The sequence below is a fragment of the Agromyces sp. GQ35 genome (genome assembly GCF_059758475.1).
The window spans coordinates 1,666,308-1,690,741 of the sequence record NZ_JCAXEO010000001.1 but is presented as its reverse complement, the minus strand read 5'-3'; the positions used below and the strand labels follow the sequence as shown (position 1 = coordinate 1,690,741).

Sequence of the window (24,434 nt, the reverse complement as noted above, 5' to 3'; positions counted from 1 at the left end):
TCTACGTACGACAGGCGAGACATCCATCGAGTCATGTGGATTGTACGGACGCCTTACAAACTGCTGGCTGCCTACCGTGAGTCCACCGGCGGCACCCTGCCGCACCCGACGAATCACAGTGAAGGTGACTCATGTCAACAGTCAGAAGAAGGCGCCGCAGCGGAACGGCGGCGATCGCAGCGATCGCCGCCGCCGCCGTGATCGCGATGGGCGCGCTCACGGCCGTCGCCGCATCGGCTGCCCCCGAAACCAGCTCGACGGCGGCCGGCATCAACGGCTTCCGCAATGTCGGCTACTTCGCCCAGTGGGGCGTCTACGGCCGAGACTTCAAGCTCCAGAAGCTGCAGGCCTCGGGCGCCGCAGCCGACCTCACTCACCTCAACTACGCGTTCGGCAACATCCATCACGAGACGCTGAAGTGCTTCATCGCCAACAAGGCCCAGGGCACGGGCCCCAACGGCTCCGACGGCGCGGGCGACGCATGGGCCGACTTCGGCATGGGCTACACTGCGGCGAACTCAGTCGCGGGCACGGGCGACACCTGGGATCAGCCCCTCGCCGGGTCGTTCAACCAGATCAAGCAGCTCAAGGCCGAGAACCCCGAACTCAAGGCCCTGATCTCGCTCGGCGGCTGGACCTGGTCGAAGAACTTCTCGAAGGCTGCGGCGACGGATGCCTCTCGCAAGACGTTCGTCTCGAGCTGCATCGATCTCTACATCAAGGGCAACCTGCCGGTCATCGACGGCCGCGGCGGCGCCGGCGCGGCCGCGGGGGTCTTCGACGGCATCGACCTCGACTGGGAGTGGCCGGGCACGAACTCGGGCCTCGAGGGCAACCACGTCGACCTCGTGAACGACAAGGCGAACTTCAAGAAGCTCATCCAGGAGTTCCGCACGCAGCTCGACGCCCTGACCACGCAGACCGGAAAGCCGTACCTGCTGAGCGCGTTCCTGCCGGCGAACCCCGCCGACATCACGGCGGGCGGCTGGAACGACCCGGCACTCTTCGATGCCCTCGACTACGGCAACATCCAGGGCTACGACCTCTGGGGTGCGTGGGATCCCACGCTCACCGGGCACCAGGGCAACCTGTACGACGACCCCGCCGACCCGAGGCCGGCCGGCCAGAAGTTCAGCGTCGACAAGGCGGTGAAGGCCTACGTCAACGCGGGCATCGACCCCGCACAGCTCGGTCTGGGTCTCGCGGCCTACGGCCGCGGCTGGCAGGGCGCGACCTCCTCGACCCCGTGGGGTCCGGCGACGCAGGCTGCACCTGGCACGTACGAGGCCGGCAACGAGGACTACGACAAGCTGAAGAACCTCGGCACCGGGTACTACGACGCGGCGATCGGTGCGGCGTGGCGATACAACGGCACCCAGTGGTGGAGCTACGACGACACCCGCACGGTCGCGCAGAAGGCCGACTACATCAAGTCCAAGGGTCTCGGCGGCGGCATGTGGTGGGAGCTGTCCGGCGACCGCAACGGCGAACTGATCGGCGCCCTCGCCGACAAGTTCCGCGGCGGCGGCGGCGGACCGGTGGACCCCGATCCGACACCCACGCCGACTCCGACACCCACCCCGACACCGACTCCGACGCCCGACCCGGGCGAGTGCGCGGCCGCAGCGTGGAGCGCCTCGGCGACCTACACGACCGGCGCGGTCGTCAGCTACCAGGGCGCCGAGTACCGCGCGAAGTGGTGGAGCCAGAACAACGCGCCGAGCGCCGGCGACCCGTGGGCGAAGGTCGCCGACTGCGACGACGACGGCGGAAACCCCGGCGGTGGCGACCCGGGCAGCTGCGCGGCGTGGTCGAGCGGGGCGGTCTACGTGCAGGGGTCACGGGTGAGCTACAACGGCGCGACGTACGAAGCGCAGTGGTGGAACCAGAACGAAGCCCCCGGCTCCCTGCAGTGGGGCGCCTGGAAGGCGGTCGCCACCTGCTGACCGCACGGCACCTGACCGCCGACACGGAATGACGGATGCCCCGTGGCTCGTGAGCCACGGGGCATCCGTGTCGTTCAGGTGACGCGAGTCACCTCAAGCTGCTTCCCTCTCGCGAGGGCGGCGACTACTTGAGGGTGACGGTGGCGCCGGCCTCTTCGAGAGCGGCCTTCGCCTTGTCAGCGGCTTCCTTGGATGCGCCCTCGAGCACAGCCTTGGGAGCGCCGTCGACGACAGCCTTGGCCTCGCCGAGGCCGAGCGAGGTGAGCTCGCGGACGACCTTGATGACCTGGATCTTCTTGTCGCCAGCCGCCTCGAGCACGACGTCGAACGCCGTCTGCTCTTCGACCTCTTCAGCAGCAGCGCCGCCGGCGGCAGCCGGACCAGCAACAGCAACCGGAGCGGCCGCGGTGACCTCGAAGGTCTCCTCGAACGCCTTGACGAACTCCGAGAGCTCGATGAGGGTCAGGCCCTTGAACTGCTCGAGCAGCTCTTCAGTGGACAGCTTCGCCATGATTTTTCTCCTTAGATTCTGTGGTTACTCACCGCTTGAGAGGCTCTCGCCTACGCAGCGGACTCCTGCTTCTCACGCAGCGCGTCGACCGTGCGAACGGCCTTCGACAGCGGTGCGTTGAACAGATATGCGGCTCCGAACAGCGAGGCCTTGAAGGCGCCGGCAAGCTTGCCGAGCAGCACTTCGCGGGACTCGAGGTCGGCGAGCTTGCCTACCTCTTCTGCGGTCAGGGGCTTGCCATCGAAATAGCCGCCCTTGACCACGAGGAGGGGGTTCGCCTTGGCAAAGGCACGCAGGGCCTTCGCGACGGCGACCGGGTCACCGTGCACGAATGCGATCGCGGACGGACCGGCGAGCTCGTCGTCGAACGACGAGATTCCGGCCTTGTTCGCTGCGATCTTGGTCAGCGTGTTCTTCACCACGGCGTAGCTCGCGTCCTCACTGATGGACTTGCGCAGCGTCTTGAGCTGGGCAACAGTGAGGCCGCGGTATTCGGTCAGCAGAACGGCGGTCGAGCTCTCGAACAGGTTCGTGAGTTCGGCAACCGAGGCTTCCTTGTTCGCCATGGCCACTCCTTGTGTCTTCAACGTGCACCGCGGGAGCGGTGCACGGCCTGGAGCGCTGGAACGTTGATGGGAAAGAAAAAAGCTCCGGCGCAGTTGCGCGGAGCTTGGCCGGTCACCCGGAAGTCTTCGTCACACCTGCGCGGGCCCTTGCTTTCGCAAGACTTCGGTCGACACACATCACTGCGCGCACGACAACCAGCGGTCTTCGGCTCCGTACAGGCTAACGGATGCCGCGGCATCCGCAAAATCGGGCCCGGCCTCGCCGTTCGCCGCCGACGCTCGCACCGTTGCGGCAGACGCTGGCAGATGTCGGCGGACCGGAGCAGACTTCCGCCATGGAGATCACACACCTGAACCCCCCGAGCCTGCACTCGAATCCGGCATTCAGCCAGGGCGTCCTCGTGAGCGGACAGCACCGCACGGTCCACGTCGGCGGCCAGAACGGCACGGATGCCTCCGGCGTGATCGTTCCCGGCGGCCTCGGCGCCCAGACCGAGCAGGCGCTCAAGAACGTGCTCGCCGTACTGGCCGAGGTGGGTGCCGACCAGAAGAACGTCGTGCGACTCGCGGTCTACCTGGTCGCGGGGCAATCGGTCGACGAGGGGTACGCCGCGTCGGCGCGCGTCTGGGGGCAGAACCCGACGGCGTTGACCGTGCTGATCGTCGCCGCCCTGGGTCGTGCCGACGCGCTCGTCGAGCTCGAGGCGACCGCCGTCATCGACTGATTCGCCGAGCTCCTCATTAGTTGACATAGGTCTACTATCGATTTATAGTTGACGATAGTCAATCAATTTCAGGAGCTCCATGGCACTCGCCTCGCGCAATCGCGCGCCCAAGAAGAACGCATCCGGCCAGAGGCCGGAGGCCGCGGCATCCGTCGAACTCACCGAAAGCGGCATGACCCACCGCGAAGTGCTCACGGCGCTCTCGGGCCTGCTGCTCGGCATGTTCGTGTCGATGATCGCCTCGACGGTCGTCGGCAGCTCGCTGCCCGTCATCATCTCCGACCTCGGCGGCGACCAGTCCGCGTTCACCTGGGTCGTCACGGCGACCCTGCTCGCCACCACCGTCTCGACGCCCATCTGGGGCAAGCTCGCCGACCTCTTCAATCGCAAGCTGCTCCTCCAGCTCGCCCTCGTGATCTTCGTGCTCGCCTCGGCCCTCGCCGGCTTCTCGCAAGACGCCGGCACGCTCATCACCATGCGGGTCTTCCAGGGCCTCGGCGCCGGTGGTCTCGCCGCACTCAGCCAGATCGTGATGGCCGACATCATCAGCCCGCGTGAGCGCGGCAAGTACGCCGGACTCTTCGGTGCCGTGATGGCGGTCGCCACCATCGGCGGCCCGCTGCTCGGCGGCGTCATCACCGACAGCCTGGGCTGGCGCTGGAACTTCTTCGTCGGCCTGCCGATCGCGGTCGCCGCACTCATCCTGCTGCAGCGCACGCTGCACCTGCCGAAGCGCCCGAAGACCAAGGTCTCGATCGACTACTTCGGCATCGTGCTCATCTCCGCCGGCGTCTCGCTGCTGCTGCTCTGGGTCACCTTCGCCGGCAACGAGTTCGAGTGGGCGTCCGCGCCGAGCCTCCTCATGGTCGGTTCCGCGGTGCTCCTGCTCGTCATCGCCGTCATCGTCGAGCTGAAGGTCAGCGAGCCGGTCATTCCGCTCGGCCTCTTCACGAGCCGCACCTTCACCCTCTCGGTCATCGCCTCGATCTCGGTCGGCGTGGCGATGTTCGGCACCGCGGTGTTCCTGAGCCAGTACATGCAGCTCGCGCGCGGCGCGACCCCCACCGAGTCGGGCCTCCTCACGATTCCGATGATGGCGGGCGTGCTGATCTCGTCCACGGTCGTGGGCGCGCTCGTGAGCCGCCGTGGAAAGTGGAAGGCGTTCATGATCCTCGGCAGCGTGCTCATGACCATCGGCGCGCTGCTCCTCTCACAGCTGCACTACGACACGAACTTCTGGTACGTGGGCGTCTCGATGTTCGTCCTCGGCGCCGGCGTCGGCATGGTCATGCAGAACCTCGTGCTCGTCGTGCAGAACACGACGGCCGTGAAGAACATGGGCGTCGCCACGAGCGCGGTCACCTTCTTCCGCAGCCTCGGCGGCACCATCGGCGTCTCGGTGATGGGCTCGATCCTCGGCAGCGTCGTCGCCGAGAACATCAAGACCGGCATCGGCGGCCTCCCGCCCGAGCAGCAGGCCGAGGCCGCGCAGGCACTCGGCTCGAGCGGCACGATCCCCCAGATCAGCGCCCTGCCCGACTTCCTGCGGGTCATCGTCGAGTCGGCCTACGGCACGGGCGTCGGCAACGTCTTCCTGGCCGCGGTGCCGCTCGCCATCGTGACCCTCATCGCAGTCATCTTCCTGCCGAACGCCGATCTCGGTACGCAGAGCGCCATCCAGCGCGCGAAGGCCGAGCAGCGCTCCGGCTCGGAGCGCGAGCGCGAGTTCGAGCAGGCCGGTGAAGACCTCTTCGAGGTGACGGAAGGCTCGGTCGCCGTGCCGGTGACCGGGTCGCTGTCGGCGGTCGACGCCGATGCTGCTTCGAGGGGTGGCCGAGCCTAAAATGGCCGGCATGACCGCCGAACCCGACGTCGACACCCTGCGCTCCATCGCCGAGGTCGAGCAGCAGTTCGGCCGGCTGTTCCACCGGGTTCGCGCCAACTGGAAGCGATACGCCGCCCAGCTGCATCCCGAGCTGCAGCCCCTCGGCTACAAGGTCGTGTCGACCCTCGTCTCGAGGGGGCCCACGCACGCGGGCGCCCTCGCTGAAGAGCTGCACACCGACAAGAGCGTGCTCAGCCGCCAGGTGCGCGTGCTCGAAGAGCTCGGGCTCATCGAGTCCCGCGTCGACGAGCACGATGCGCGGGCGCGCCTGCTCGCGGCAACCCCCACCGCCACCGAACGGGTCAACGCCATCCGGCGCGAGAACCAGGCCGAGTTGCGCGAGCGACTCGGCACCTGGGAACCGGAAGAGATCGAGAAGTTCGCCGAGCTGCTCGCGCGACTGAGCGACTGACCGGCTCGCCCGACCGCCTCGCCCGACCGCCTCGCCGCCCGACTGCCTCCCCGCCCGACCGCCTCGCCCGGACCACCTGGGCGGGCGGCCACTGAGATGACGCAAATCGACGCTCCCGGCGACGCGAACGTCGATTTACGGCATCTCGGTGAGCGAACGACCGCAACGGTCGACGGGGCACCCGCGACGATGTCGATCGACGCCGCAGACGCGGCGGCAAGGTGCGATCGGGCCGAGAGGGCCGCCACCCGGGATCACGGCATGACGACATATCACGCCGCGATGCCGCCCGGAGAAGTATCGTCGCACTATGACGTTCTTGCCGCGACCGCGTTGCCGCGGCAGCATCGATCTCCGTCGGGCGAGCAGAGCGTGGATGCTCGCCGTCGCGGCGCTGATTCTCGTGGCGACGAGCTGGCTCGTCTCGCCGGCACCGGCGAGCGCCGCAGAGGGCGAGGAGTCGGTGACGTGGGCGATGAGTCCGGCCGACGAGGCCGGCCCTGACGGCCGTTCATGGGTGGAACTCGAACTCGACCCGGGCGCGACCGCGACCGAACACCTCGCGGTCCGCAACTTCAGCGACGTCGAGGTGACGTTCGCCATCACCGCCGCCGACGGATACTTCACCCCGACCGGCCGTTTCAACATGCTTCCGTCCGATGCGGAATCGGTCGACGCCGGCACCTGGATCACCGCTGACGAGCAGGTCACGGTCGCGCCGGGCGGCACGGCGGTGCTCCCATTCACCGTTGCCGTGCCCGACACCGCGACGCCCGGCGACCACGCGGCGGGAATCGCCGCGTCGATCTACACGGAGGGAACCGGCGACGGGAACAACCTCGGCGTCGAGAGCCGAGTCGGGTTCCGCGTGATGACCCGCGTGACCGGCACGGTCGAGCCCGGCCTCGACGTCGACACCACGGCCACCTACCTCACCTCGTGGAACCCGTTCGAACCGGGCGCCGTGCAACTCGACTACGCGGCCGAGAACACCGGAAACGTGCGTCTCTCGGTCTCCGGCACCGCGAAGCACGGCGACGTCGCTCTGCCCGATCCCGAGAGCGCGGATGCCGCGCCGATCGAGCTGCTCCCGGGCGACCGGCGCACCATCCGAATCGACGTGCCCGACGTCTGGCCGCTCGGTCTCGTGACGATTCCTCTCACGATCACCGAGTCCGTGATCGCGCCCGACGGGTCTGAACAGGAACTCCACCCGACGGTGCACGAGGTCACCGTCTGGGCGATTCCCTGGCCGCACCTCATCATCGCACTGGCGCTCGCCCTGATCGTGACCGGGCTGGCCTGGGGCCGGCGTCGCCGAACGAAGCAGGTCGAGCAGCTCGTCGAACAGGCACGCGAAGCCGGCCGCCAAGAGGCGGCACGCACCCCTGCCCATGACCTGGCGGGTCCACCATCCAATCGAGCACAGGGGTCGTCGACATGACGCGAGAGCACACGGGGCGGCTGTTCACGCGCCCCCGCGGACGCAACACGATGCAGGCGACGATCGTTCCCGCCGCGATGCTGGCGGGCGCGCTCGTCTTCACAGCATCGCCGGTACTCGCGTCGGAGCACGACGGCAACGACGTGTCGGTCGATGTTCGCATCGCGCCGATCGACGCCGAAGCGCCCACTGTCGAGATCGTGTTCGACTCGGGTTCGCCCGGAGCGCCGGGCAACGGCAATGGCAATGGCAATGGCAATGGCAATGGCAATGGCAATGGCAATGGCAACGGCAAGCCGAACGGCCCCGGCAAGAGCAACGGCAAGCACGACGAATACAAGGCCAAGGGCGAGGTGCAGGTCACGGTGAACGCGACCGATGACGCATCCGGCATCGCCTCGATCGAGTACTCGCTCGACGGCGGGCCGTGGCAACCGTACGCGTCGTCCTTCGGGGTCACGACGCATGGCAAGCACACCATCGCGGCTCGCGCCACCGATGTCGCAGGCAACACGAGCGACTCGACGAGCAGGGACTTCAAGATCACGGGCAAGCCGATTCGCTGACCACGTCGTTGGGTGTGCGAGCACACCGCCGACGTCGAACCGCCGAGGCCGCTTCCGCGGCCCCGGCGGGTATCGACGTGCAGCGCGACGAACGCTGCGAGCCCGATCCGGACTATCCCTGTGCGCGCAGCGAGTGCTGCAATGCGCCCATGCCGCCCACGAGCGGCAGGTGCACCGTCGACGCCGACGGCTGCAGGGTGAGCTCGGTGCCGGGTGCCGGGCGAACGGTGTACTCATTGTCGGACGACATCATCACGACGCCGATGCGGGAGCCGGCCGAGAACACGTAGTCCTTCGGCTCGAACTCGACGTCGAAGGTGTACATCTCGCCCGGCACGATCGGCGTGGTCACGGCGTCGGAGTCGCGGTTCTCGACATCCGTCCAACCGCGCGTGATGATCTTCGGTGTTCCCGTCGCGGGGTACTCGACCAGCAGCGCCGTCAGGTTGGCCGCGTCACGGTCGACCGCGAGCTTCACCGAGACCGATGGAGTGCCCGAGAGTCGGAGCGGCTCGCCGAGCACCGACGTGCGGTACGCGAGACGGTTCGGCGAGCTCTCCGCCGCGGCCAGCGCGGATGCGGGCACGCTCGCGTCGTCGATGAGATTCTCGGTGGCGCGTGAGCCGTTGCGCGAGACGGCGAGCGTTCCCACGCCATCGGCCGAGGCCGCCGGGGCGAACTTCAGCTTGACCTGCTCTGCAGCTGGGTCGGGCCACTCGGGGTACTCGGTGAGGGTGCGATCTTCACGCACGACGTATGCCTTCGGCAGCTGCTCGACGCCGTTGTCGACGTCGTAGAGGTAGCGGGTGAACCAGCGATTCAACAGCGTGTCGTTGGGGTTGCCGCCGTGGCCGCCCTGGTGAAGGTAGATCTGGTGCGGCACGCCCTCGGCCTTCAGCACCTCGTACAGGTCGGAGGCGTTCTTCGTCATGACATTCCAGTCGTTCAACCCGTGGGCGACGAGCGTGGCGGCCGTGATGTTCTCAGCTGAGGCGAGGTAGTCGCGCTCGTCCCAGAACGGGCTGGAGTCTCCCGTCACGCGGTCCTGGTTCGCGCGAAGCTCGTCGATGACGGGCTGGCAGATGTCCTGATCGAACCGTGTGTGCACGTAGTCGGCCAGCACGTCGAGGTCTTCACCCTGGTACCCGCCCGGCGCGCGCACCGCGCCCTGCGAACGGTAGTAGTTGTACCAGCTGGAGATCGCCGACACCGGCACGATCGCCTCGAGCCCTTCGACGCCGGTGCTCGCGACCCCGATCGGCAGCGTGCCGTTGTACGACGTGCCGATCATGCCGACCCGACCCGTCGTCCAGTCCGCCGAGACCTCGGTCGCACGGTCGATTCCCGTGTAGGCGGTCGCACGACCGTTCAGCCAATCGACGACGGCCTTCCCGGCGAGCGACTCGTTGAGTCCGCCAGACGTCGGGCAGCCCTCGGACCAGCCGCTGCCGAGGCCCTCGGCGTGTACGACGGCGAATCCGCGCGGCACCCAGGTGTTCTCGAGCGAACCCGAGATGCGCGGGCTCGTGCGGTTCACCGGCGTGTAGGCCGGCCAATCGGGCTTCTCGGTCGGCGGTTCGCCGATCTCGTGGTCGACCGGCCAGTTCGTGACCTGTGTGCCGCCCGCGTAGTACGGGCTCATCTCCATGAGCACGGGAACCTTGAGTCCGTCGGCCGTCTCGGGCACGCGGCTGACATCGATGTGCACGAGGTCGGGCCGGCCATCCCGGTCGGAGTCGACCTCACTCTCGACCCACGCCTCCTCATTGATCCACTCGGCCGAGGACTTCGTGAAGACGGCCTGCGAGAGGCCGTCGACGAAGGTCGGCTCGACCGGCGTTGCAGACGCCGGGGTCGCCGCGATGACGAGGCCTCCGGTGAGCGCTGACGCCAGGACGATCGCGACGCCGCGTCCGCGGCGCCAGGAGGGGCTTCGTGGGATCAGTGGATTCATCTGCATGCTCCTTTGCACGATTCGGGCATGCCTCTCGCAGCGGCGACGAGGCGATCACCCGGTGCTCCTCAGGCTATGCAGAGAGTTCTCTCAGGCGGGCCGCTCGCTCGGCGTTGCGAGCGGCAGCCTGACGACGAAGGCCGTGCGCCCTGGGCCGCTCGACACCGACACGCCACCGTGATGGGCCTCGACCACCGCCCGCACGATCGCGAGCCCGAGCCCGGTGCTGCCCGCCAGCCGCGAGCGCGAGGAGTCGCCACGCGCGAACCGTTCGAAGAGGGAGTCGATGAGCACCGGGGCGATGCCGGGGCCATCGTCTTCGACAATGAGCAGCACGTCAGCGCCGTCGCGTTCGAGCGTCGCGACGACCGACGTGCCCTCGGGCGTGTGCACGCGCGCATTCGCGAGCAGGTTCGTGACGACCTGCCGCAGGCGCGGCTCATCTCCCGTCACGGCCACCGGGGCATCCGGAAGCCGCACCTCCCACTCGTGGTGGGGCCCCGCCGCCTGCGCATCGCCGACCGCTTCGACCACGACCCGCCCGAGGTCGACGGGAAGCGTCGCGAGCTCGCGGCCCTCGTCGAGGCGGGCGAGCAGCAACAGGTCTTCGACGAGCTCGGTCATGCGCACCGACTCCGACTCGATGCGACCGATGGCGTGCGTCACGTCGGGCGGGAGCTCGCCGCCGTGCAACCGGGTCAATTCGGCGTACCCGCGGATCGAGGCGAGCGGCGTGCGCAGTTCGTGACTGGCGTCGGCGACGAAGCGGCGAACCCTCTGCTCGCTCTCCTCGCGAGCCGAGAGCGCGGACGACACGTGGCCGAGCATGCGATTGAAGGCACCGCCGAGGCGCCCCACCTCGGTGCGTTCGTCGGTCTCGGCGACCCGCTGGGTGAGGTCGACGTCGCCGCGTTCGAGCGGCATCTCCGAGACCCGCTGCGCCGTCTCGGTCATCCGCGACAACGGTGCCAGCGCTCTCCGCACGATCATGGAACCGAAGCCGAGCGCGAGCACCAGCCCGACCAGGGCCACGACGGAGATGGTCACCGCGAGCTCCCGCACCGCCCCGTTCGTCTCCGCGAGCGGGAGGGCGAGCACGACTCGTGTCTCGGGGGCGAGGTCCTTTCGTTCGGCGAGTGCGCGGAACGCGCCGAGACCCTGACCCACCTCGATCGTGTGCGCCTGCCCGTCGTCGGGAACGGCGGCGAGCGTTGCCGCCGCCTCCGGCCCGAGCGTCAGGATCCCCTGCGCGTCCTCGGCGATGTAGGCTGCGTCGGCGGTGCCGACATCGGGCACCACGGCGGCGAGGGTTCCTGCCGACTGACCCGCGACGTCGAGCAGCACGTTCGCCGGTTCCGTACCACCCGGAAACGCCACCGGTCCGCGGATGTTCAGTTCGGCTCGATCCATCGCCGAGCGAAGGTCGGCGTCGACGGCTGCGACGGACGACGTGTGGAACACGCTGACGCTGACGATCCCGACCACGACGCTGACCGCGGCAAGCAATCCGGCGAGCACCAGCAGCAGGCGTCGCTGCAGTGTCCACTGGCGTCGACGGGAGGCTTCCGCTCCACCGCCGCCTTCGCTGTCGTCACCGACCATCGAGGTCGACGCCGTCAGGGTCGCGCGCGCCGACGCGGCATGGCCGGGGTCGCCCGGCCGCGTCATCCGACGGCCTTGAGCATGTACCCGGCACCGCGCACGGTGTGGATCATCGGCTCGCGGCCGGCGTCGATCTTCTTGCGCAGGTACGAGATGTAGAGCTCGACGACCGATTCCTTGCCGCTGAAGTCGTACGACCAGACTCGATCGAGGATCTGCGCCTTCGAGAGCACCCGACGCGGGTTGCGCATCAGGAAGCGCAGCAACTCGAACTCGGTCGCGGTGAGTTCGATGGACACCCCGTCGCGGGCGACTTCGTAGGAGTCCTCGTCGAGGCTGAGGTCGCCGACGACGAGCACCGGGTCCTTCGCCTGTGCCAGCGTAAGGGTCGAGCGCCGGATGAGTCCGCGCAGGCGCGCCACGACCTCCTCGAGGCTGAACGGCTTCGTGACGTAGTCGTCGCCGCCGGCGGTCAGACCGGCGATGCGGTCGTCGAGCGAGTCCTTCGCCGTGAGGAACAGCACGGGCGTCTCGGCACCGTCGGCGCGCACGCGCTGCAGCACCTCGAGGCCGTCGATGTCGGGCAGCATGATGTCGAGCACGATCGCGTCGGGCCGGAACTCGCGGGCGATCTTCACCGCGCTGTACCCGTCGGCGGCGGTGCGCACATCCCACCCCTCGTAACGCAGTGCCATCTTCAGGAGCTCGGTGAGCGAGTGCTCGTCGTCGACCACGAGCACACGCACCATCGAGCCGTCGCCCTTGGCGATGGCGGGGGCGCGGTGCTGGGTCGGCGCAGGGCTCGTGCTCATGTCTCCAGTATCCGCGCGGGCCTATGCGTTTCCTATGACTTCCATGAGCGGATGCCTCGTGCGCGCGAGGCATCCGCTCGCTCGTCGACGCCCCTTGTCCCTGAAACGGGCCGCTGCCAGAGTGGGCGTACCGGCCTTTCACGATGGGGGAATCATGTCAGGGTCCGAACACATCAACGCCCAGCTGACCGCCGGCGAGATGGCGAAGGCGGTGGCCTCGCTCAGCACGGCCGACGTGGTGCCGTCGCCCTTCGGGGAGCTGCGGTTCTTCGATGGCGTGCCGCTGCCCGAAACGGCCGATACCGCCTACGACGCCCTCGACCTCATGCGCGGCATCGAGGTGTTCCTGAACGCCGTGCCGGGCGCCTCGCTCGTGGCGTTCCGCACGGGCCTGCGCACCGCGGGCGTCAGGTCGGCCCGCCAGATCGGCATCACGGAGCCGAGGGCGACGTCGAAGGCGTTGTACCTCACGCCGAACACCGAGACGACCTACGGCGTCACGATGCTCGACCTGAAGGCCTGGGGACCCACGGTCATCGAAGCGCCGCCGCAATCGCTCTGCGTCGTCGACGACTTCTGGTTCCGGTACGTGGCCGACATGGGCATCGCCGGGCCCGATCGGGGAGCCGGCGGCAAATACCTGTTCCTCCCGCCGGGCTATGACGGCGAGGTGCCCGACGGGTACTTCACATACCGGACCCCGACCTTCACGAACTTCGTCGTGCTCAGAGCCCTCGGCGGAGTCCCCGCCATGAAGCAGACGCGCATCTATCCGCTGGCGCAGGCCGAGAATCCCGACGCGAACGAGTTCGTCAACATCTCCGACCTCGCGATCAACACGGTGCACGCCAACGACTTCTCGTTCTACGAGGAGGTGGCCGAACTCGTGCAGGAGGAGCCGGTCGAGGCACTCGACGCCGAGCGAGCCGGGCAGCTCGCCGCCATCGGCATCGTGAAGGGGCAGCCGTTCGAGCCCGATGCGCGGCTCACGGCCATCCTCGAGCTGGCCGCGCCGATCGCCGCGGGCATCGCCCGGGTGATCGCCTATGCGCCGCGCGACCCCGATGCCGTGCTGTACGGGTCGTGGCGCAACGGCTTCGTCGGCGGCGACTACGAGTTCCTGCGCAACGGCGCCCGGTTGCTCGACGCCCGCACCCAGTTCCACTACCTCGCCACGGTCATCACCCCGGCGATGGCCCACGCCCAGGTCGGCGCCGGCTCGGCGTACGCGTACACCGTGCACGATGCGAACGGCGACCTGCTCGACGGTGCTCGCAACTACACGCTGCACGTCGACCCGAACCCGCCTGCGAAGAACTTCTGGGCGATCGACCTCTACGACACGCAGACCCGTTCGCTCCTCGTCGTGCCCTCGACGCCCTACCCCGCCATCGCCAGCAACGACGGCAAGGTCGAGGCCAACGGCGACGGTTCGTACGACCTCCACTTCGGCCCCGTCGCGCCCGAGGGCAGGGAGTCGAACTGGGTCGAGACCATCCCGGGCAAATCCTGGTTCCCGTTCTTCCGCATCTACGGGCCGCTGGAGCCGTGGTTCGACCAGAGCTGGCGGCTCAACGAGTTCGAGCCGCGGGACTGACGGTCGCGGCACGAGGCGACCGCCCAGATTCGTTTCGTACCGTGAAGTGGATGTCCCCCACTGCACCCGACCGCACCCATCGCATTCGCCGCACGATCGTCGCCCTCAGCCTCGTCGGCGTGCTCGCCGTCGCCGGCGGAGTGTGGGCGGTCGTGCAGACGACGGGCTCCGCCGGTGACGATGACCGCGCTGCGTCCGCCGACACGACCACCGGTTCCGACGGCGCCGGCATCGAGACCTCCGAGTCCGATGCCCAGGTCGTCGACTTCTCGGCGTACTCCCTGGCGGTCGCCGCGCAGCTCGAGTACGCCCAGGAGCACTGGGCCGACACCGAGAGCGAGCAGTTCGGATTCGTCGACGACAACGACTGCGTGAACTTCACGAGCCAGACGCTGCTCGCACGAGGCTGGGTCGAAGACGACGAGTGGTGGTACGACGGGTCGGGCGATGCCTACAGCAGCTCCGACGCGTGGATCAGCTCGACCGCGCTGCGCGACTACCTCGACGAGCACCCCGAGCGAGCCACCGCCCTCACCGACGACGAACGCGCATCCGTGAAGGTCGGCGACGTCGTGCAGTTCGACTGGGACGACTCCGGCGACCGCGATCACACGGGCATCGTGACCTCGGTCGAGACCGGGGCCGACGGCGCGACGGTCGTCCGCTACGCCGGGCACACCGATCCGACCTGGGATCGCTCGGTCGACTGGGCGATCACCGAGCTGCACCCGGGCGGCGTCGCGTACTACTGGAGCATCCCGGACTGACGCGCCCTACTGGTTCGAGAAGGCCGCGTCGAACGACGTCGCGGGCTTCGGCCAGAGCAGCGAGCGGATGTATCCGACGGCCTCTGCTGCGCCGTGCAGCCGGTCCATGCCGGCGTCCTCCCACTCGACCGAGATCGGGCCGGAGTAGCCGATCGCGTCGAGCGCCCGGAACGCGTCTTCCCACGGCACGTCGCCGTGGCCCGTCGACACGAAGTCCCAGCCCCGACGAGGGTCGCCCCAAGGCAGGTGCGACCCGAGCACCCCCGCGCGGCCGTTGGCCGGTCGCATCCGTGTGTCTTTGCAGTCGACGTGGTAGATGCGGTCCTTGAAATCCCAGATGAAACCCACCGGGTCGATGTTCTGCCACATCATGTGCGAGGGGTCCCAGTTGAACCCGAACGCCTCGCGGTGCCCGATCGCCTCGAGCGTGCGCACCGAGCTCCAGTAGTCGTAGGCGATCTCGGAGGGATGCACCTCGTGCGCGAACCGCACGCCCTCGGCGTCGAAGACGTCGAGGATCGGGTTCCAGCGGTTCGCGAAGTCCTCGTAGCCGGCGTCGATCACCGAGACCGGAACCGGCGGGAACATCGCGACATACGGCCAGATCGCCGAGCCCGTGAATCCGACGACCGTGTCGACACCGAGGGCGCGAGCGACGCGAGCGGCACGCTTCATGTCGTCGGCCGCGCGCTGGCGAACACCCTCGGCGTCGCCGTCGCCCCACGTGTACGGGCGCACGATCGCCTCGTGGCGGAAGTCGATGGGGTCGTCGCAGACGGCCTGCCCGGTGAGGTGGTTCGAGATGGCGTGCACCGAGAGACCGTGGCGCGCGAGGATCTCACGCCGTTCGTCGAGGTAGCCGGGCTCCTCTTCGGCGAGCTTCAGGTCGAGATGGTCGCCGGAGCAGGCGATCTCGAGCCCGTCGTAGCCCCACTCCGCCGCGAGGCGCGCGACCTCTGCGAACGGCAGGTCGGCCCACTGGCCCGTGAAGAGGGTGACCGGGCGGGTTCCGGATGCCGCTGCATCCGTCTCGCCCGAGGAGTGCTGCTGGGCACTCGGCTGAGGCTCGTGCGGGGTCATGCGCGCTCCCGTTCGTCTTGAAGTGCGGTCAGGTAGCGGATGCTCCGTTCCGCGAGATCGTCTTGCGAAGTGGCCAAAGGCCGCCAGACCGAGGCGGCGACGGCGATGGTGTCGTTGTCGCCGGTGAAGCTCTCGAGGCCCAGCGAGCCGGAGTAGCCCACCTCGTCGAGCGCGTCGAGGAACGCCGGCCAGTCGATGTGGTCGTCGCCGACCGCACCGCGGTCGTTGCCGCACACCTGCACGTAGGCGAGGTGCTCGCCCGCCAGGCGGATGGCGTCGCCGATGCTCTTCTCCTCGATGTTCAGGTGGTAGCTGTCGAGCGCGAGGCCGAGGCCGGGCCCGAGCAGCGGGCCGAGTGCCTCGAGCGCCTGCTCGACCGTGTTCACGAGACTCGTCTCGTAGCGGTTCAGCGGTTCGATGGCGATGCGGACGCCGCTGCGCTCGGCCGCCCGCACGACCGGCCCGAGGCTGCCCTGGAGCTCGCGGTACCGCTCGGCGCGTTCCTCGGCGTCCATGCGCCACGTGCGCCCGGTCGACGAGGTGAACGGTCCGGCGACGACGCGCGAGCCGAGCCGCTCGGCGACGCCGATGCAGTGCACGAGGTAGTTCTGGGTGGCGACGATCTCGGAGCCGGGCGCAGCGATGAGGTTGCGGCCGGGCGCCATGGCACCGACGACCACCGGTGCCAGTCGGTGCTCGCGCAGCACGTCGGCCGCGGCATCCGGCGACCAGTCGCCCGGGTTCTCGACCGGCAGCTCGATCGCACCGAAGCCCATCGCGGCCGCCTTCGCGGCGATCTCGGCGAGCCCTGCGTCATCGAGCGGAGAGGTCCAGACCCAGGTGTTGACGCCGATGATGCGACGCATGCTGCCTCCTTGCAGACGGGGATCGCCGGTCGAGTAGCGGCGGAGCCGCGTATCGAGACCAGTGTGTCAGGTCTCGATACGGCCCTGGCGGCCTACTCGACCGGCGGGTGTCGTAGCCGGTCTTCGGTTACGGGATGATGCGGTCTTCCCAGACCTGTGGGTAGCCGGGCAGGTCTTCTCCGCCGAACTTCGCGTAGTGACCGTCGGGCATGTTCTCGTTCAGTGCGAGGTACTCGTCGACCTCGCCGGCGGTGATCGGCGACTGCGGCAGCACCCACTCGACCGGAACCTGCTCGCCCGCGAAGATCTTCTGCGCGGCGAGAAGGGGCGTACGCCACTGGAAGTTCGAGTAGACCGGGGCGAGACCCGTGAGCCCCGTCTCCTTCCACTTGCGGAGGAAGCTCATCTCGTCTTCACCCGTCATGACGGGGTAGTCGGCGCCGGCGTCTTCGAACGCCTCGATGGCTGCGACGGCGCCGTCACCGGCGTCCATCCAGATGCCCTTCACGTCGCCCTTGGCGAGCTCGTCGGAGATGATCTTCTTGATCTCCGTGGGGTCGGCACCCGTGAAGTAGTCGACCGCCTCGATGCCGGCTTCGTCGAACAGCTTCTCGGCCGCGGCCCAGCGCTGCTCGAGCACGTCGACACCCGGGAGGATGCGGAGTGCCACCACCTTGTCGCCCTCTTCGAGCTCGTCGATGAGGAACTCGGCCGTGTCGATGCCCCACGCGAAGCCACCGATGGGGTGGATGAACGTGACGGGGCAGTCGGTCTGCACACCGCGGTCGAAGACCACGACGGGCTTGCCGGTGTCGCATGCACGCTCGACCGCCGGCGTCATCGCAGCCGTGGAGTTCGGCGAGATGAGGAAGATGTCGCAGTTGCCCTCGCCGATGAAGTAGTCGATGTCGGCGATCTGCGTGTCATCCGAGTCCTGCGCGTCACGGGTCTCCATCTCGGAGATGACCCCGGCGTCCTGCAGCACCTTGAGCTGCTGGTTCATGGTGATCCAGCCGGTCTGGCGCCACGGGTTGGAGATCGAGGCGTTCGCGAAGCACGCCTTCTTCGCCCCGGTCGAGGCGTACTGCGACGTGTCGACGAGCTCGGCGTTGATGGACTGGAGCCAGGGCTGGTCTTCAGGGCCTTCGGGCACGACACCGCGCTCGGCGTCCTGCTTGTCGAAGAGCTCCTGGTCGAACCACTCGACCGCTTCCTCGCTCGGTGCCGCCTCGTCGGTGGGCGCGCCCACGTTCGGGTCGGTGGTACAGCCGGCGAGCGCCATGAGCGCGAGAGCACCGACCATGGCGGATGCCACAGTGAATCTGCGTCGCATCACGAACCTCCTTTGGTTTCGTTGTCAGCCCTCGGCGTCGAGGGAGTGGATGCAGGGCGAACGGGTGCCGAGGCACTCCGCTCCTCCGCCGGTGCCGGCGAAGTCTGGGTCGCCGTCACCGGCGAAATCTGGGTCGCCGCGTTCGGCGAGGTCGGAGCCGTCGGCCCGGGCGGGATCACCGGCGCTTCGAGCGCGCGGCCCTTGCGGCGCGCACGGAACGTCGTCGCCGCATACGCCACCGCGAGGATGATGATGGCTCCCTGCACGGCATCGCGGTAGGTCGACGGCACCCCGGCGAAGTTCAACAGGGTGAAGAGGGCTTCGAGCGCGAACGCGCCGGCCGCAGCGGCGACCACCCAGCCGCGACCGCCGCCGAGCACCACGCCGCCGAGCACGACCGCGGTGATGGCGGTGAACTCGTAGCCGCGACCGACGCTCGGGTGCACCCCCGCGTATCCGACGAGCAGCACGCCGGCGATCGTCGCCGAGAGCGAGGAGATGATGAACGTCGAGGTCTTCACCCACCAGTTGCGGGCGCCGGCGTAGCGCGCGGTCGTCGGGTTGTCCCCGAGCGCGATGATGGTGCGTCCGAACGGGCGCCGTGCGAACCAGACCGCGACGAGCAGCACGGCCACGAGGATCACGACCGACCAGGGCAGGATCTCGATGACCGGGATGCCGCGGAGGCCGCCGCGCCCGATTTCGCGGAAGCCGTCGGCCGGGTTGCCGGTGGCGGCGCCGCCGGTCCAGTAGAGGGTGGCGCCGAGCAGAGCGAGCATCATGCCGAGGGTCGCGATGAAGCTCGGCACCTTGAGCAGCGTGACGATGAGGCCGTTCACGAGCCCGATGAAGGCGCCGAAGGCGAGCATGAAGGCGAGCACCGGAAGCGACTTCGCCTCGTCGGGGCCGATCAGGTTGCCGGCGATCACGACCTGCGCGGTGACGACCGAGCCCATCGACAGGTCGAACTCACCGCCGACGATCACGAAGTACTGACCGATCGCGACGATGGCGATGGGTGCGACACGCTGCACGAAGCGGATGAACTGCGACGGCTCGGCGAACGACGGGTTCAGCACCGTGATCGCGAGGAGGAGCACGACGAGGAGCAGGAAGACCGCGCCGCGCGGGCTGACCAGGGTGCGGCCGAAGCCCGCGAGCCGGCTGCCGAAATCGGGTCGGTCGGTGGTGACGGCGCTCATGCCGAGCCCTCCTTCTCGTGTTCGGCGACCGGCGAGTCCGCATGCGCCGCCCCGGCGCTGTCGAGAGTGTCTGGCCCGGTGCGTGCCGGATCGCCGCTCGCTGCTTCGGGGGTCGTCGCAGCTGCGCCGCCACCGAACCTGGGTCTGCGTCGATCGAGCGACCGGCTCGTGTACACCGCGACCGCCGCGACGATGACGACACCGCGGACGACGTCTTTCAGGAAGGGGTTCACCTGCATGACGCTCATCACGTTGTCGACGACCGCGAAGATCGCGACGCCGCCGATCGTGCCCCAGATCGAACCGCGGCCGCCCATGAGCAGGGTGCCGCCGAGCACGACCGCGGCGATCGAGAGCAGGTCGTAGCCGCCCTGCGTGCCGACGGTCGGGCTGCCGACGCCGAGGCGGCTCGCGAGAAGCAGTCCGGCGAAGGCCGCGGTGACGGAGCACAGCACGTGGGCGACGATGATCGGCCGAGCCGTGCGGATGCCGGAGAGGCGGGCGACCTGCTCGTTGCCGCCGACCGCGAACATGTGGTTGCCGATGCGGGTGCGGGCCAGGAAGAACGCACCGAGCAGCGCGACCGCGATCATGATGAGGGTCGACACCGGCACCGGGCCGATGCCGGTCGCGCCAATCAGCTGGAACTCGAACGGCACCTCACCGCTCGTGCCCTTGTAATTGGTATCGAGGTACCCCTTGATGATGAGGCCGGTACCGAGCGTCGCAATGAAGCCATTGACCTTGAGCTTCGTGACGATGAGTCCGTTGACGAGGCCGATGAGGCCGGCGACGACGACGACCGTGAGCACTGCCGCGGGGATGTTCGCGGGGTTTCCCCGCATCATGTCGGCGGCGATGAGGCTCGACAGGCTCACCACGTAGGGCACCGACAGGTCGAGCGAGGCGCACAGGATCACGAGGGTCTGGCCGATGGCGACGAAGCCGAGCACGCTCATGCCCGTGAGGATGTCGCGGATGTTGCCGGCGCTGAAGAAGTTGCGCCCGACGCTCGCCACGAGGATCGCACCGATCACGATCACGCCGACGAGGGCGATGCCGACGATGAGGCTCGCATCGAGGCGCCGACGACGGCCTCGGCGCGCGGGGGTCGCGGTGACGGTGCTCATCGGTCGGTCCCCTCGCTCGAGACATCCGCAGTGCCGACGATCTTCTCGCCGCCCAGCTTCAATGTGCCGGTCGCAGCCGACAGGATCGTGGTTTCGTCACTGCGGGCCGGCAGTTCGGCCGAGGCACGACCGTCGTGCATGACGATGATGCGATCGGACATGCCGATGACCTCGGGCAGTTCCGACGAGATCATGAGGATGGCGACTCCTTCTTTGGCGAGACGGCGCATGAGCGTGTACACGGCGACCTTCGCGCCGACGTCGATGCCTCGGGTGGGCTCGTCGAGCAGCACCACCCGCGGCTTCGTGGCGAGCCACTTCGCGAGCACGACCTTCTGCTGGTTGCCGCCCGAGAGGTACTGCACCTCTTGGTCGACGCCGCGCGAGGAGACCTCGAGCGAGGAGAGCACGCCCGGCAGCTCGCGACGGGCCTCTCCGGTGCGGCGGGAGAAGACCGACCGGATGACGAGCAGGGCGTTGTCGCCGACCGACTGGTTGAGGGCGAGGCCCTGCGCCTTGCGGTCCTCGGTGATGAGTGCCACGCCGGCCTTGACGGCCTGGCGGGCCGACGCCATGTGCACCGGCTGTCCGTCGAGGAGGAGCTCGCCGCGAGTGAAGGGGGCGATGCCGAACACCGCTTCGACGAGCTCGGTGCGGCCCGAACCCTGCAGGCCCGCAACGCCGACGATTTCGCCGGCCCGGAGTTCGAGGTCGATGCCGTCGACGAAGGCGTTGCCTGCGCGGCGCAGCTCGAGCCGCGGCTCGCCGAGCACGGTGTCGGCCTCCGCCTCGGGGAAGTACGCCGAGATCGGCCGGCCGACCATGCGGCGCACGAGCTCGTCGGTGTCGAGCTCGGCCGCGGGCCCGCTCGAGACGAGTGCACCGTCTTTCAGCACGGTGATGGTGTCGCAGAGGTCGAAGATCTCCTTCAGCCGGTGCGAGACATAGAGCACTGCGACCCCGCGCTCCTGCAGGCGTCGGATGATCGCGTAGAGCAGTTCGACCTCGTGGTCGGCGAGCGCGGCCGTCGGCTCGTCCATCTGGATGACGCGGGCGTCGACCGAGAGCGCCTTCACGATCTCGACGATCTGCTGTTCGGCGACGGTCAACGTGCGCACCGGGGCATCCGCGTCGATCGAGTCGATGCCGAGGTCGGCGAGGAGCGACCGGGTCTCGGCGAGCATCGCCCGCTTGTCGACGAAGCCGCCGCGCCGCGGCTCCCGACCGAGGAAGACGTTCTGCGCGACGCTGCGCTCGGGCAGCAGGTTGAACTCCTGGAAGACCGTCGCCAGTCCGGCGTGCGCGGCCTGTACGGGGTGCGTGAACGCGACTTCCCGGCCATCGAGTTCGATGGTGCCGGCGTCGCGCTCGTACACGCCCGCGAGGATCTTCATGAACGTCGACTTGCCGGCGCCGTTCTCGCCGACGAGACCGTGCACCTCACCCGGGCGGAGCGTCAGCCCGACCCCGCGGAGCACGGTGACACCGAAGAACGACTTTTCGAGGCCGGTGGCCACGAGCACGGGAGCGACCCCCGCCTGCTGCGCGTCGGCGGTCATGCGGATACCTCCACCCAGTCACCGGAGGCCGCCGAGGTGAGCACGGCTTCCGTCACGCGAACGGCACGAAGGCCGTCTTCGAAGCTTGGCAAGCCTTCGGGCGGACTGCCACCGATTGCCGCGTACGCATCGGCGACGAAGGCGTTGAAAGCGTCTTGATAGCCCATCGGATGCCCCGCGGGCACCACCGACAGCCGGGCGGCGTCAGCGCCGAGGCGTGCTGCGTCGCGTTCGATCACCGTCGACATGCCGACACGCCCGACCCAGAGCGTGTCAGGGCGCTCCTGGTCGAATCGCACGCTCGCATCGCTGCCGGCGAGCTCGATGGACAGCGCGTTCTTGCGACCCGGTGCGACCTGCGACACCAGCAAGGTGCCGACCGCGCCCGAACCGAGTTCGACGACGAGGGCGACGAGGTCTTCGGTGGCGATGTCATCGTGGGTCGCGCGGGCTTCGTAGACGGTACGGCTCGAGGCGTTCAGCCGCACGATGCGATCTCCGCTCACGAATTCGATCAGGTCGACGAGGTGGGAGCCGATGTCGGCGAATGCCCGTGAAGGACCGCCCAGGGCCGAGTCGACGCGCCAGTCGTCGTCGAGCGGTGCCGCGAGCCAATCCTGCAGGTAGGCGCCCTGCACACTGATGAGACGCCCGATCTCACCGGCGGCGACCCGGGCACGCGCCTCGCGAGCCATCGGGTGGAATCGGTAGACGAAGGGCACCGCGGCGACGAGCCCGCGCTCGGCGGCGAGCGCCGTCAGTGCCGTGGCGTCGGCGAGACCGGTGGCGAGGGGCTTCTCGCAGATGACGTGCTTGCCGGCTTCGAGCGCGGCGCGGGCGATCGCGGCGTGCGTCACGTTCGGCGTGCAGATGTGCACGACGTCGATGCCGGGATCGGCGATCATCTCAGCCACCGAGTCGAACGCCACGCCGAGACCGAGGCGGTCGACGGCGCTTCGGGCGCGCTCGGGAGAGGAGGACGCACCACCCGCCAGGTCGACACCGGCTGCACGAGAGGCGCGGGAGTGAACGGCGGCCATGAAGCCGCCGCCGACGAAACCCGCGCGAAGTGTGCGGGTTGGGGCGGTGACGTCCGTTGTCATGGGGACATGCTGACACACCTCGGCATCTTTTGCTAGTCGCTCGTCAAAAGTTGCCGGTGTCGTTACGTCTTCGAGATATTCCTGCGACCGAAGGGGGTGTGCTTTACTCAATGAATGGTGGATGTCAATCGCGGATCGGCCCTCGGCACCTCCGGGGCGAGCGAGCTGTTCCAGCTGCTTCGCGATGGCGAACCCCGCACGCGAGCCTCGCTGGCGCAGACGACGGGTCTCGCACGCTCGACGATCGCAGCGCGAGTCGACGAGCTCATGCAGCTCGGCCTCGTCTCGCCGGTGGCCGACGCCGCGTCGACCGGCGGACGGCCGCCGTCGCAGTTCGCCCTGAATCCATCCGCCCGCATCGTGCTGGCGGCCGATCTCGGCGCATCCCACGCGACGATCGCCGTGACGGACCTCGCCGGCACCGTGCTCGCCGAACACGCCGAACGCCGAGACATCGCCGAAGGACCGGAGCCGGTGCTGAGCTGGATGGTCGACGCGGGCCTCGCACTCATCGACGGCCTCGGCCGCGACCGGCACGATCTCGCCGCCATCGGCATCGGCGTGCCCGGCCCCGTCGAGCACTCCACCGGCCGGCCGGTGAACCCGCCGATCATGCCCGGCTGGGACCGCTTCGACGTGCCCGGCTGGGTGCAGCAGCACCTCGAGGTACCGGTGCTCGTCGACAACGACGTGAACATCATGGCGCTCGGCGAGCGCCAACTCGCGTGGCCGCAGGTCGAGCACCTCATGTTCGTGAAGGTCGCCACCGGCATCGGCTCGGGCATCATCTCTGGCGGCCTGCTGCAGCGGGGCGCGCAGGGCATCGCCGGCGACATCGGCCATGTGCGGGTGGCCCGCGGCAGTGACGTGCCCTGTCATTGCGGCAACCGCGGATGCCTCGAGGCCCTCGCCTCCGGCCCGGCCATCGCGAGGGCCCTGCGCGAGCAGGGCATCGAGGCCGAGTCGTCGAACGATGTCGTCGAGCTCGTCAAGCGCGGCGACATCGAGGCGATCCAAGCCGTGCGCCAGGCCGGCCGCGACATCGGCGAGGTGCTGACCGCGTGCGTGAGCCTCGTCAATCCCTCGGTCGTGGCGATCGGCGGATCGATGGCGCGGGCGGGCGAACACCTCATCGCAGGAGTTCGCGAGGTCGTCTACACGCGCTCGATGCCGCTCGCGACCGAGCATCTGACGATCGTGCAGTCGGCGGCGGCCGAGAACGCCGCGGTGCTCGGGGCCAGCATGCTCGCCATCCACCACGCCCTCTCACCCGAGGGCATCGTCGCGCTCGCCGCCCGCTGAATCCCGCTCGGATTTCGACCGCGTGTGACGAGGTCGACGTGGGTGCCGAAGGGTACGCTCGGAGGGTGCCCG

The 24,434-nt window shown here is 68.7% G+C and carries 21 protein-coding genes; 9 read left to right on the top strand and 12 right to left on the bottom strand.

Features of this window, described 5'->3' with window-relative positions:
- Positions 1-131 precede the first annotated feature (131 nt).
- On the top strand, positions 132-1,946 hold the full coding sequence (locus AC6CH0_RS07830) for a glycosyl hydrolase family 18 protein (RefSeq protein ID WP_498099428.1): 1,815 nt from the start codon (positions 132-134) through the stop codon (positions 1,944-1,946).
- A gap of 124 nt (positions 1,947-2,070) precedes the next feature.
- Here AC6CH0_RS07830 and rplL read toward each other — a convergent pair whose 3' ends face one another.
- Positions 2,071-2,457, bottom strand: a complete 387-nt coding sequence (rplL, locus tag AC6CH0_RS07825; RefSeq protein ID WP_498099426.1) for a 50S ribosomal protein L7/L12 — start codon at positions 2,455-2,457, stop codon at positions 2,071-2,073.
- A gap of 50 nt (positions 2,458-2,507) precedes the next feature.
- Positions 2,508-3,023, bottom strand: coding sequence for a 50S ribosomal protein L10 (rplJ, locus tag AC6CH0_RS07820; protein WP_498099424.1), 516 nt, complete (start codon positions 3,021-3,023; stop codon positions 2,508-2,510).
- A 335-nt stretch (positions 3,024-3,358) separates the two neighbouring features.
- Between rplJ and AC6CH0_RS07815 the strand changes: the two genes are divergently transcribed.
- From AC6CH0_RS07815 to AC6CH0_RS07795, 5 genes are all read left to right on the top strand, one after another.
- Positions 3,359-3,748, top strand: a complete 390-nt coding sequence (locus tag AC6CH0_RS07815; protein WP_498099421.1) for a RidA family protein — start codon at positions 3,359-3,361, stop codon at positions 3,746-3,748.
- 172 nt (positions 3,749-3,920) lie between these two features.
- Positions 3,921-5,591 (top strand): MDR family MFS transporter, encoded by a 1,671-nt coding sequence (locus AC6CH0_RS07810; protein ID WP_498101070.1) that lies wholly within the window; start codon positions 3,921-3,923, stop codon positions 5,589-5,591.
- A 10-nt stretch (positions 5,592-5,601) separates the two neighbouring features.
- A complete protein-coding gene (locus tag AC6CH0_RS07805) occupies positions 5,602-6,045 on the top strand; it encodes a MarR family winged helix-turn-helix transcriptional regulator (RefSeq protein ID WP_498099419.1) in 444 nt (147 codons plus the stop codon).
- A 376-nt stretch (positions 6,046-6,421) separates the two neighbouring features.
- Positions 6,422-7,489, top strand: coding sequence for a hypothetical protein (locus tag AC6CH0_RS07800; RefSeq protein WP_498099417.1), 1,068 nt, complete (start codon positions 6,422-6,424; stop codon positions 7,487-7,489).
- A complete protein-coding gene (locus AC6CH0_RS07795) occupies positions 7,486-8,055 on the top strand; it encodes an OmpL47-type beta-barrel domain-containing protein (RefSeq protein WP_498099415.1) in 570 nt (189 codons plus the stop codon). Before AC6CH0_RS07800 ends, AC6CH0_RS07795 begins: the two co-directional genes overlap by 4 nt.
- A gap of 112 nt (positions 8,056-8,167) precedes the next feature.
- On the opposite strand, the gene AC6CH0_RS07790 is transcribed toward AC6CH0_RS07795, so the two are convergent.
- The 3 genes from AC6CH0_RS07790 to AC6CH0_RS07780 form a co-directional block, all read right to left on the bottom strand.
- A complete protein-coding gene (locus AC6CH0_RS07790; RefSeq protein WP_498099413.1) occupies positions 8,168-10,009 on the bottom strand; it encodes a Xaa-Pro dipeptidyl-peptidase in 1,842 nt (613 codons plus the stop codon).
- 90 nt (positions 10,010-10,099) lie between these two features.
- Positions 10,100-11,677 (bottom strand): sensor histidine kinase, encoded by a 1,578-nt coding sequence (locus AC6CH0_RS07785; protein ID WP_498099411.1) that lies wholly within the window; start codon positions 11,675-11,677, stop codon positions 10,100-10,102.
- A complete protein-coding gene (locus tag AC6CH0_RS07780; RefSeq protein ID WP_498099409.1) occupies positions 11,674-12,423 on the bottom strand; it encodes a response regulator transcription factor in 750 nt (249 codons plus the stop codon). Before AC6CH0_RS07780 ends, AC6CH0_RS07785 begins: the two co-directional genes overlap by 4 nt.
- Before the next feature lie 154 nt (positions 12,424-12,577).
- On the opposite strand from AC6CH0_RS07780, the gene AC6CH0_RS07775 reads away from it, so the two are divergent.
- The gene (locus AC6CH0_RS07775) at positions 12,578-14,020 is read left to right on the top strand and encodes a DUF1254 domain-containing protein (RefSeq protein ID WP_498099407.1); all 1,443 of its coding nucleotides are present in this window, start codon (positions 12,578-12,580) and stop codon (positions 14,018-14,020) included.
- A gap of 50 nt (positions 14,021-14,070) precedes the next feature.
- A complete protein-coding gene (locus AC6CH0_RS07770) occupies positions 14,071-14,787 on the top strand; it encodes an amidase domain-containing protein (protein ID WP_498099405.1) in 717 nt (238 codons plus the stop codon).
- A gap of 6 nt (positions 14,788-14,793) precedes the next feature.
- Here the strand turns inward: AC6CH0_RS07770 and AC6CH0_RS07765 are convergent, their stop codons facing one another.
- The 7 genes from AC6CH0_RS07765 to AC6CH0_RS07735 form a co-directional block, all read right to left on the bottom strand.
- On the bottom strand, positions 14,794-15,867 hold the full coding sequence (locus AC6CH0_RS07765) for a sugar phosphate isomerase/epimerase family protein (RefSeq protein ID WP_498099403.1): 1,074 nt from the start codon (positions 15,865-15,867) through the stop codon (positions 14,794-14,796).
- Positions 15,864-16,733 carry a sugar phosphate isomerase/epimerase family protein gene (locus tag AC6CH0_RS07760; protein ID WP_498099401.1) on the bottom strand — a complete coding sequence of 290 codons (870 nt, stop codon included), beginning with the start codon at positions 16,731-16,733 and terminating at the stop codon, positions 15,864-15,866. Before AC6CH0_RS07760 ends, AC6CH0_RS07765 begins: the two co-directional genes overlap by 4 nt.
- 127 nt (positions 16,734-16,860) lie before the next feature.
- Positions 16,861-18,066 (bottom strand): substrate-binding domain-containing protein, encoded by a 1,206-nt coding sequence (locus AC6CH0_RS07755; protein ID WP_498099399.1) that lies wholly within the window; start codon positions 18,064-18,066, stop codon positions 16,861-16,863.
- A complete protein-coding gene (locus AC6CH0_RS07750) occupies positions 18,066-19,268 on the bottom strand; it encodes an ABC transporter permease (protein ID WP_498099397.1) in 1,203 nt (400 codons plus the stop codon). The genes AC6CH0_RS07755 and AC6CH0_RS07750 overlap by 1 nt, the downstream gene beginning before the upstream one ends.
- A complete protein-coding gene (locus AC6CH0_RS07745; protein WP_498099395.1) occupies positions 19,265-20,398 on the bottom strand; it encodes an ABC transporter permease in 1,134 nt (377 codons plus the stop codon). The genes AC6CH0_RS07750 and AC6CH0_RS07745 overlap by 4 nt, the downstream gene beginning before the upstream one ends.
- Positions 20,395-21,957, bottom strand: a complete 1,563-nt coding sequence (locus AC6CH0_RS07740) for a sugar ABC transporter ATP-binding protein (protein WP_498099393.1) — start codon at positions 21,955-21,957, stop codon at positions 20,395-20,397. The genes AC6CH0_RS07745 and AC6CH0_RS07740 overlap by 4 nt, the downstream gene beginning before the upstream one ends.
- Positions 21,954-23,060: a Gfo/Idh/MocA family protein gene (locus tag AC6CH0_RS07735; protein ID WP_498099391.1), complete on the bottom strand. Its 1,107-nt coding sequence runs from the start codon at positions 23,058-23,060 to the stop codon at positions 21,954-21,956. The genes AC6CH0_RS07740 and AC6CH0_RS07735 overlap by 4 nt, the downstream gene beginning before the upstream one ends.
- A gap of 114 nt (positions 23,061-23,174) precedes the next feature.
- Here AC6CH0_RS07735 and AC6CH0_RS07730 point away from each other — a divergent pair, with 114 nt between their 5' ends.
- Positions 23,175-24,362, top strand: coding sequence for an ROK family transcriptional regulator (locus AC6CH0_RS07730; protein ID WP_498099389.1), 1,188 nt, complete (start codon positions 23,175-23,177; stop codon positions 24,360-24,362).
- Positions 24,363-24,434: the final 72 nt, after the last annotated feature.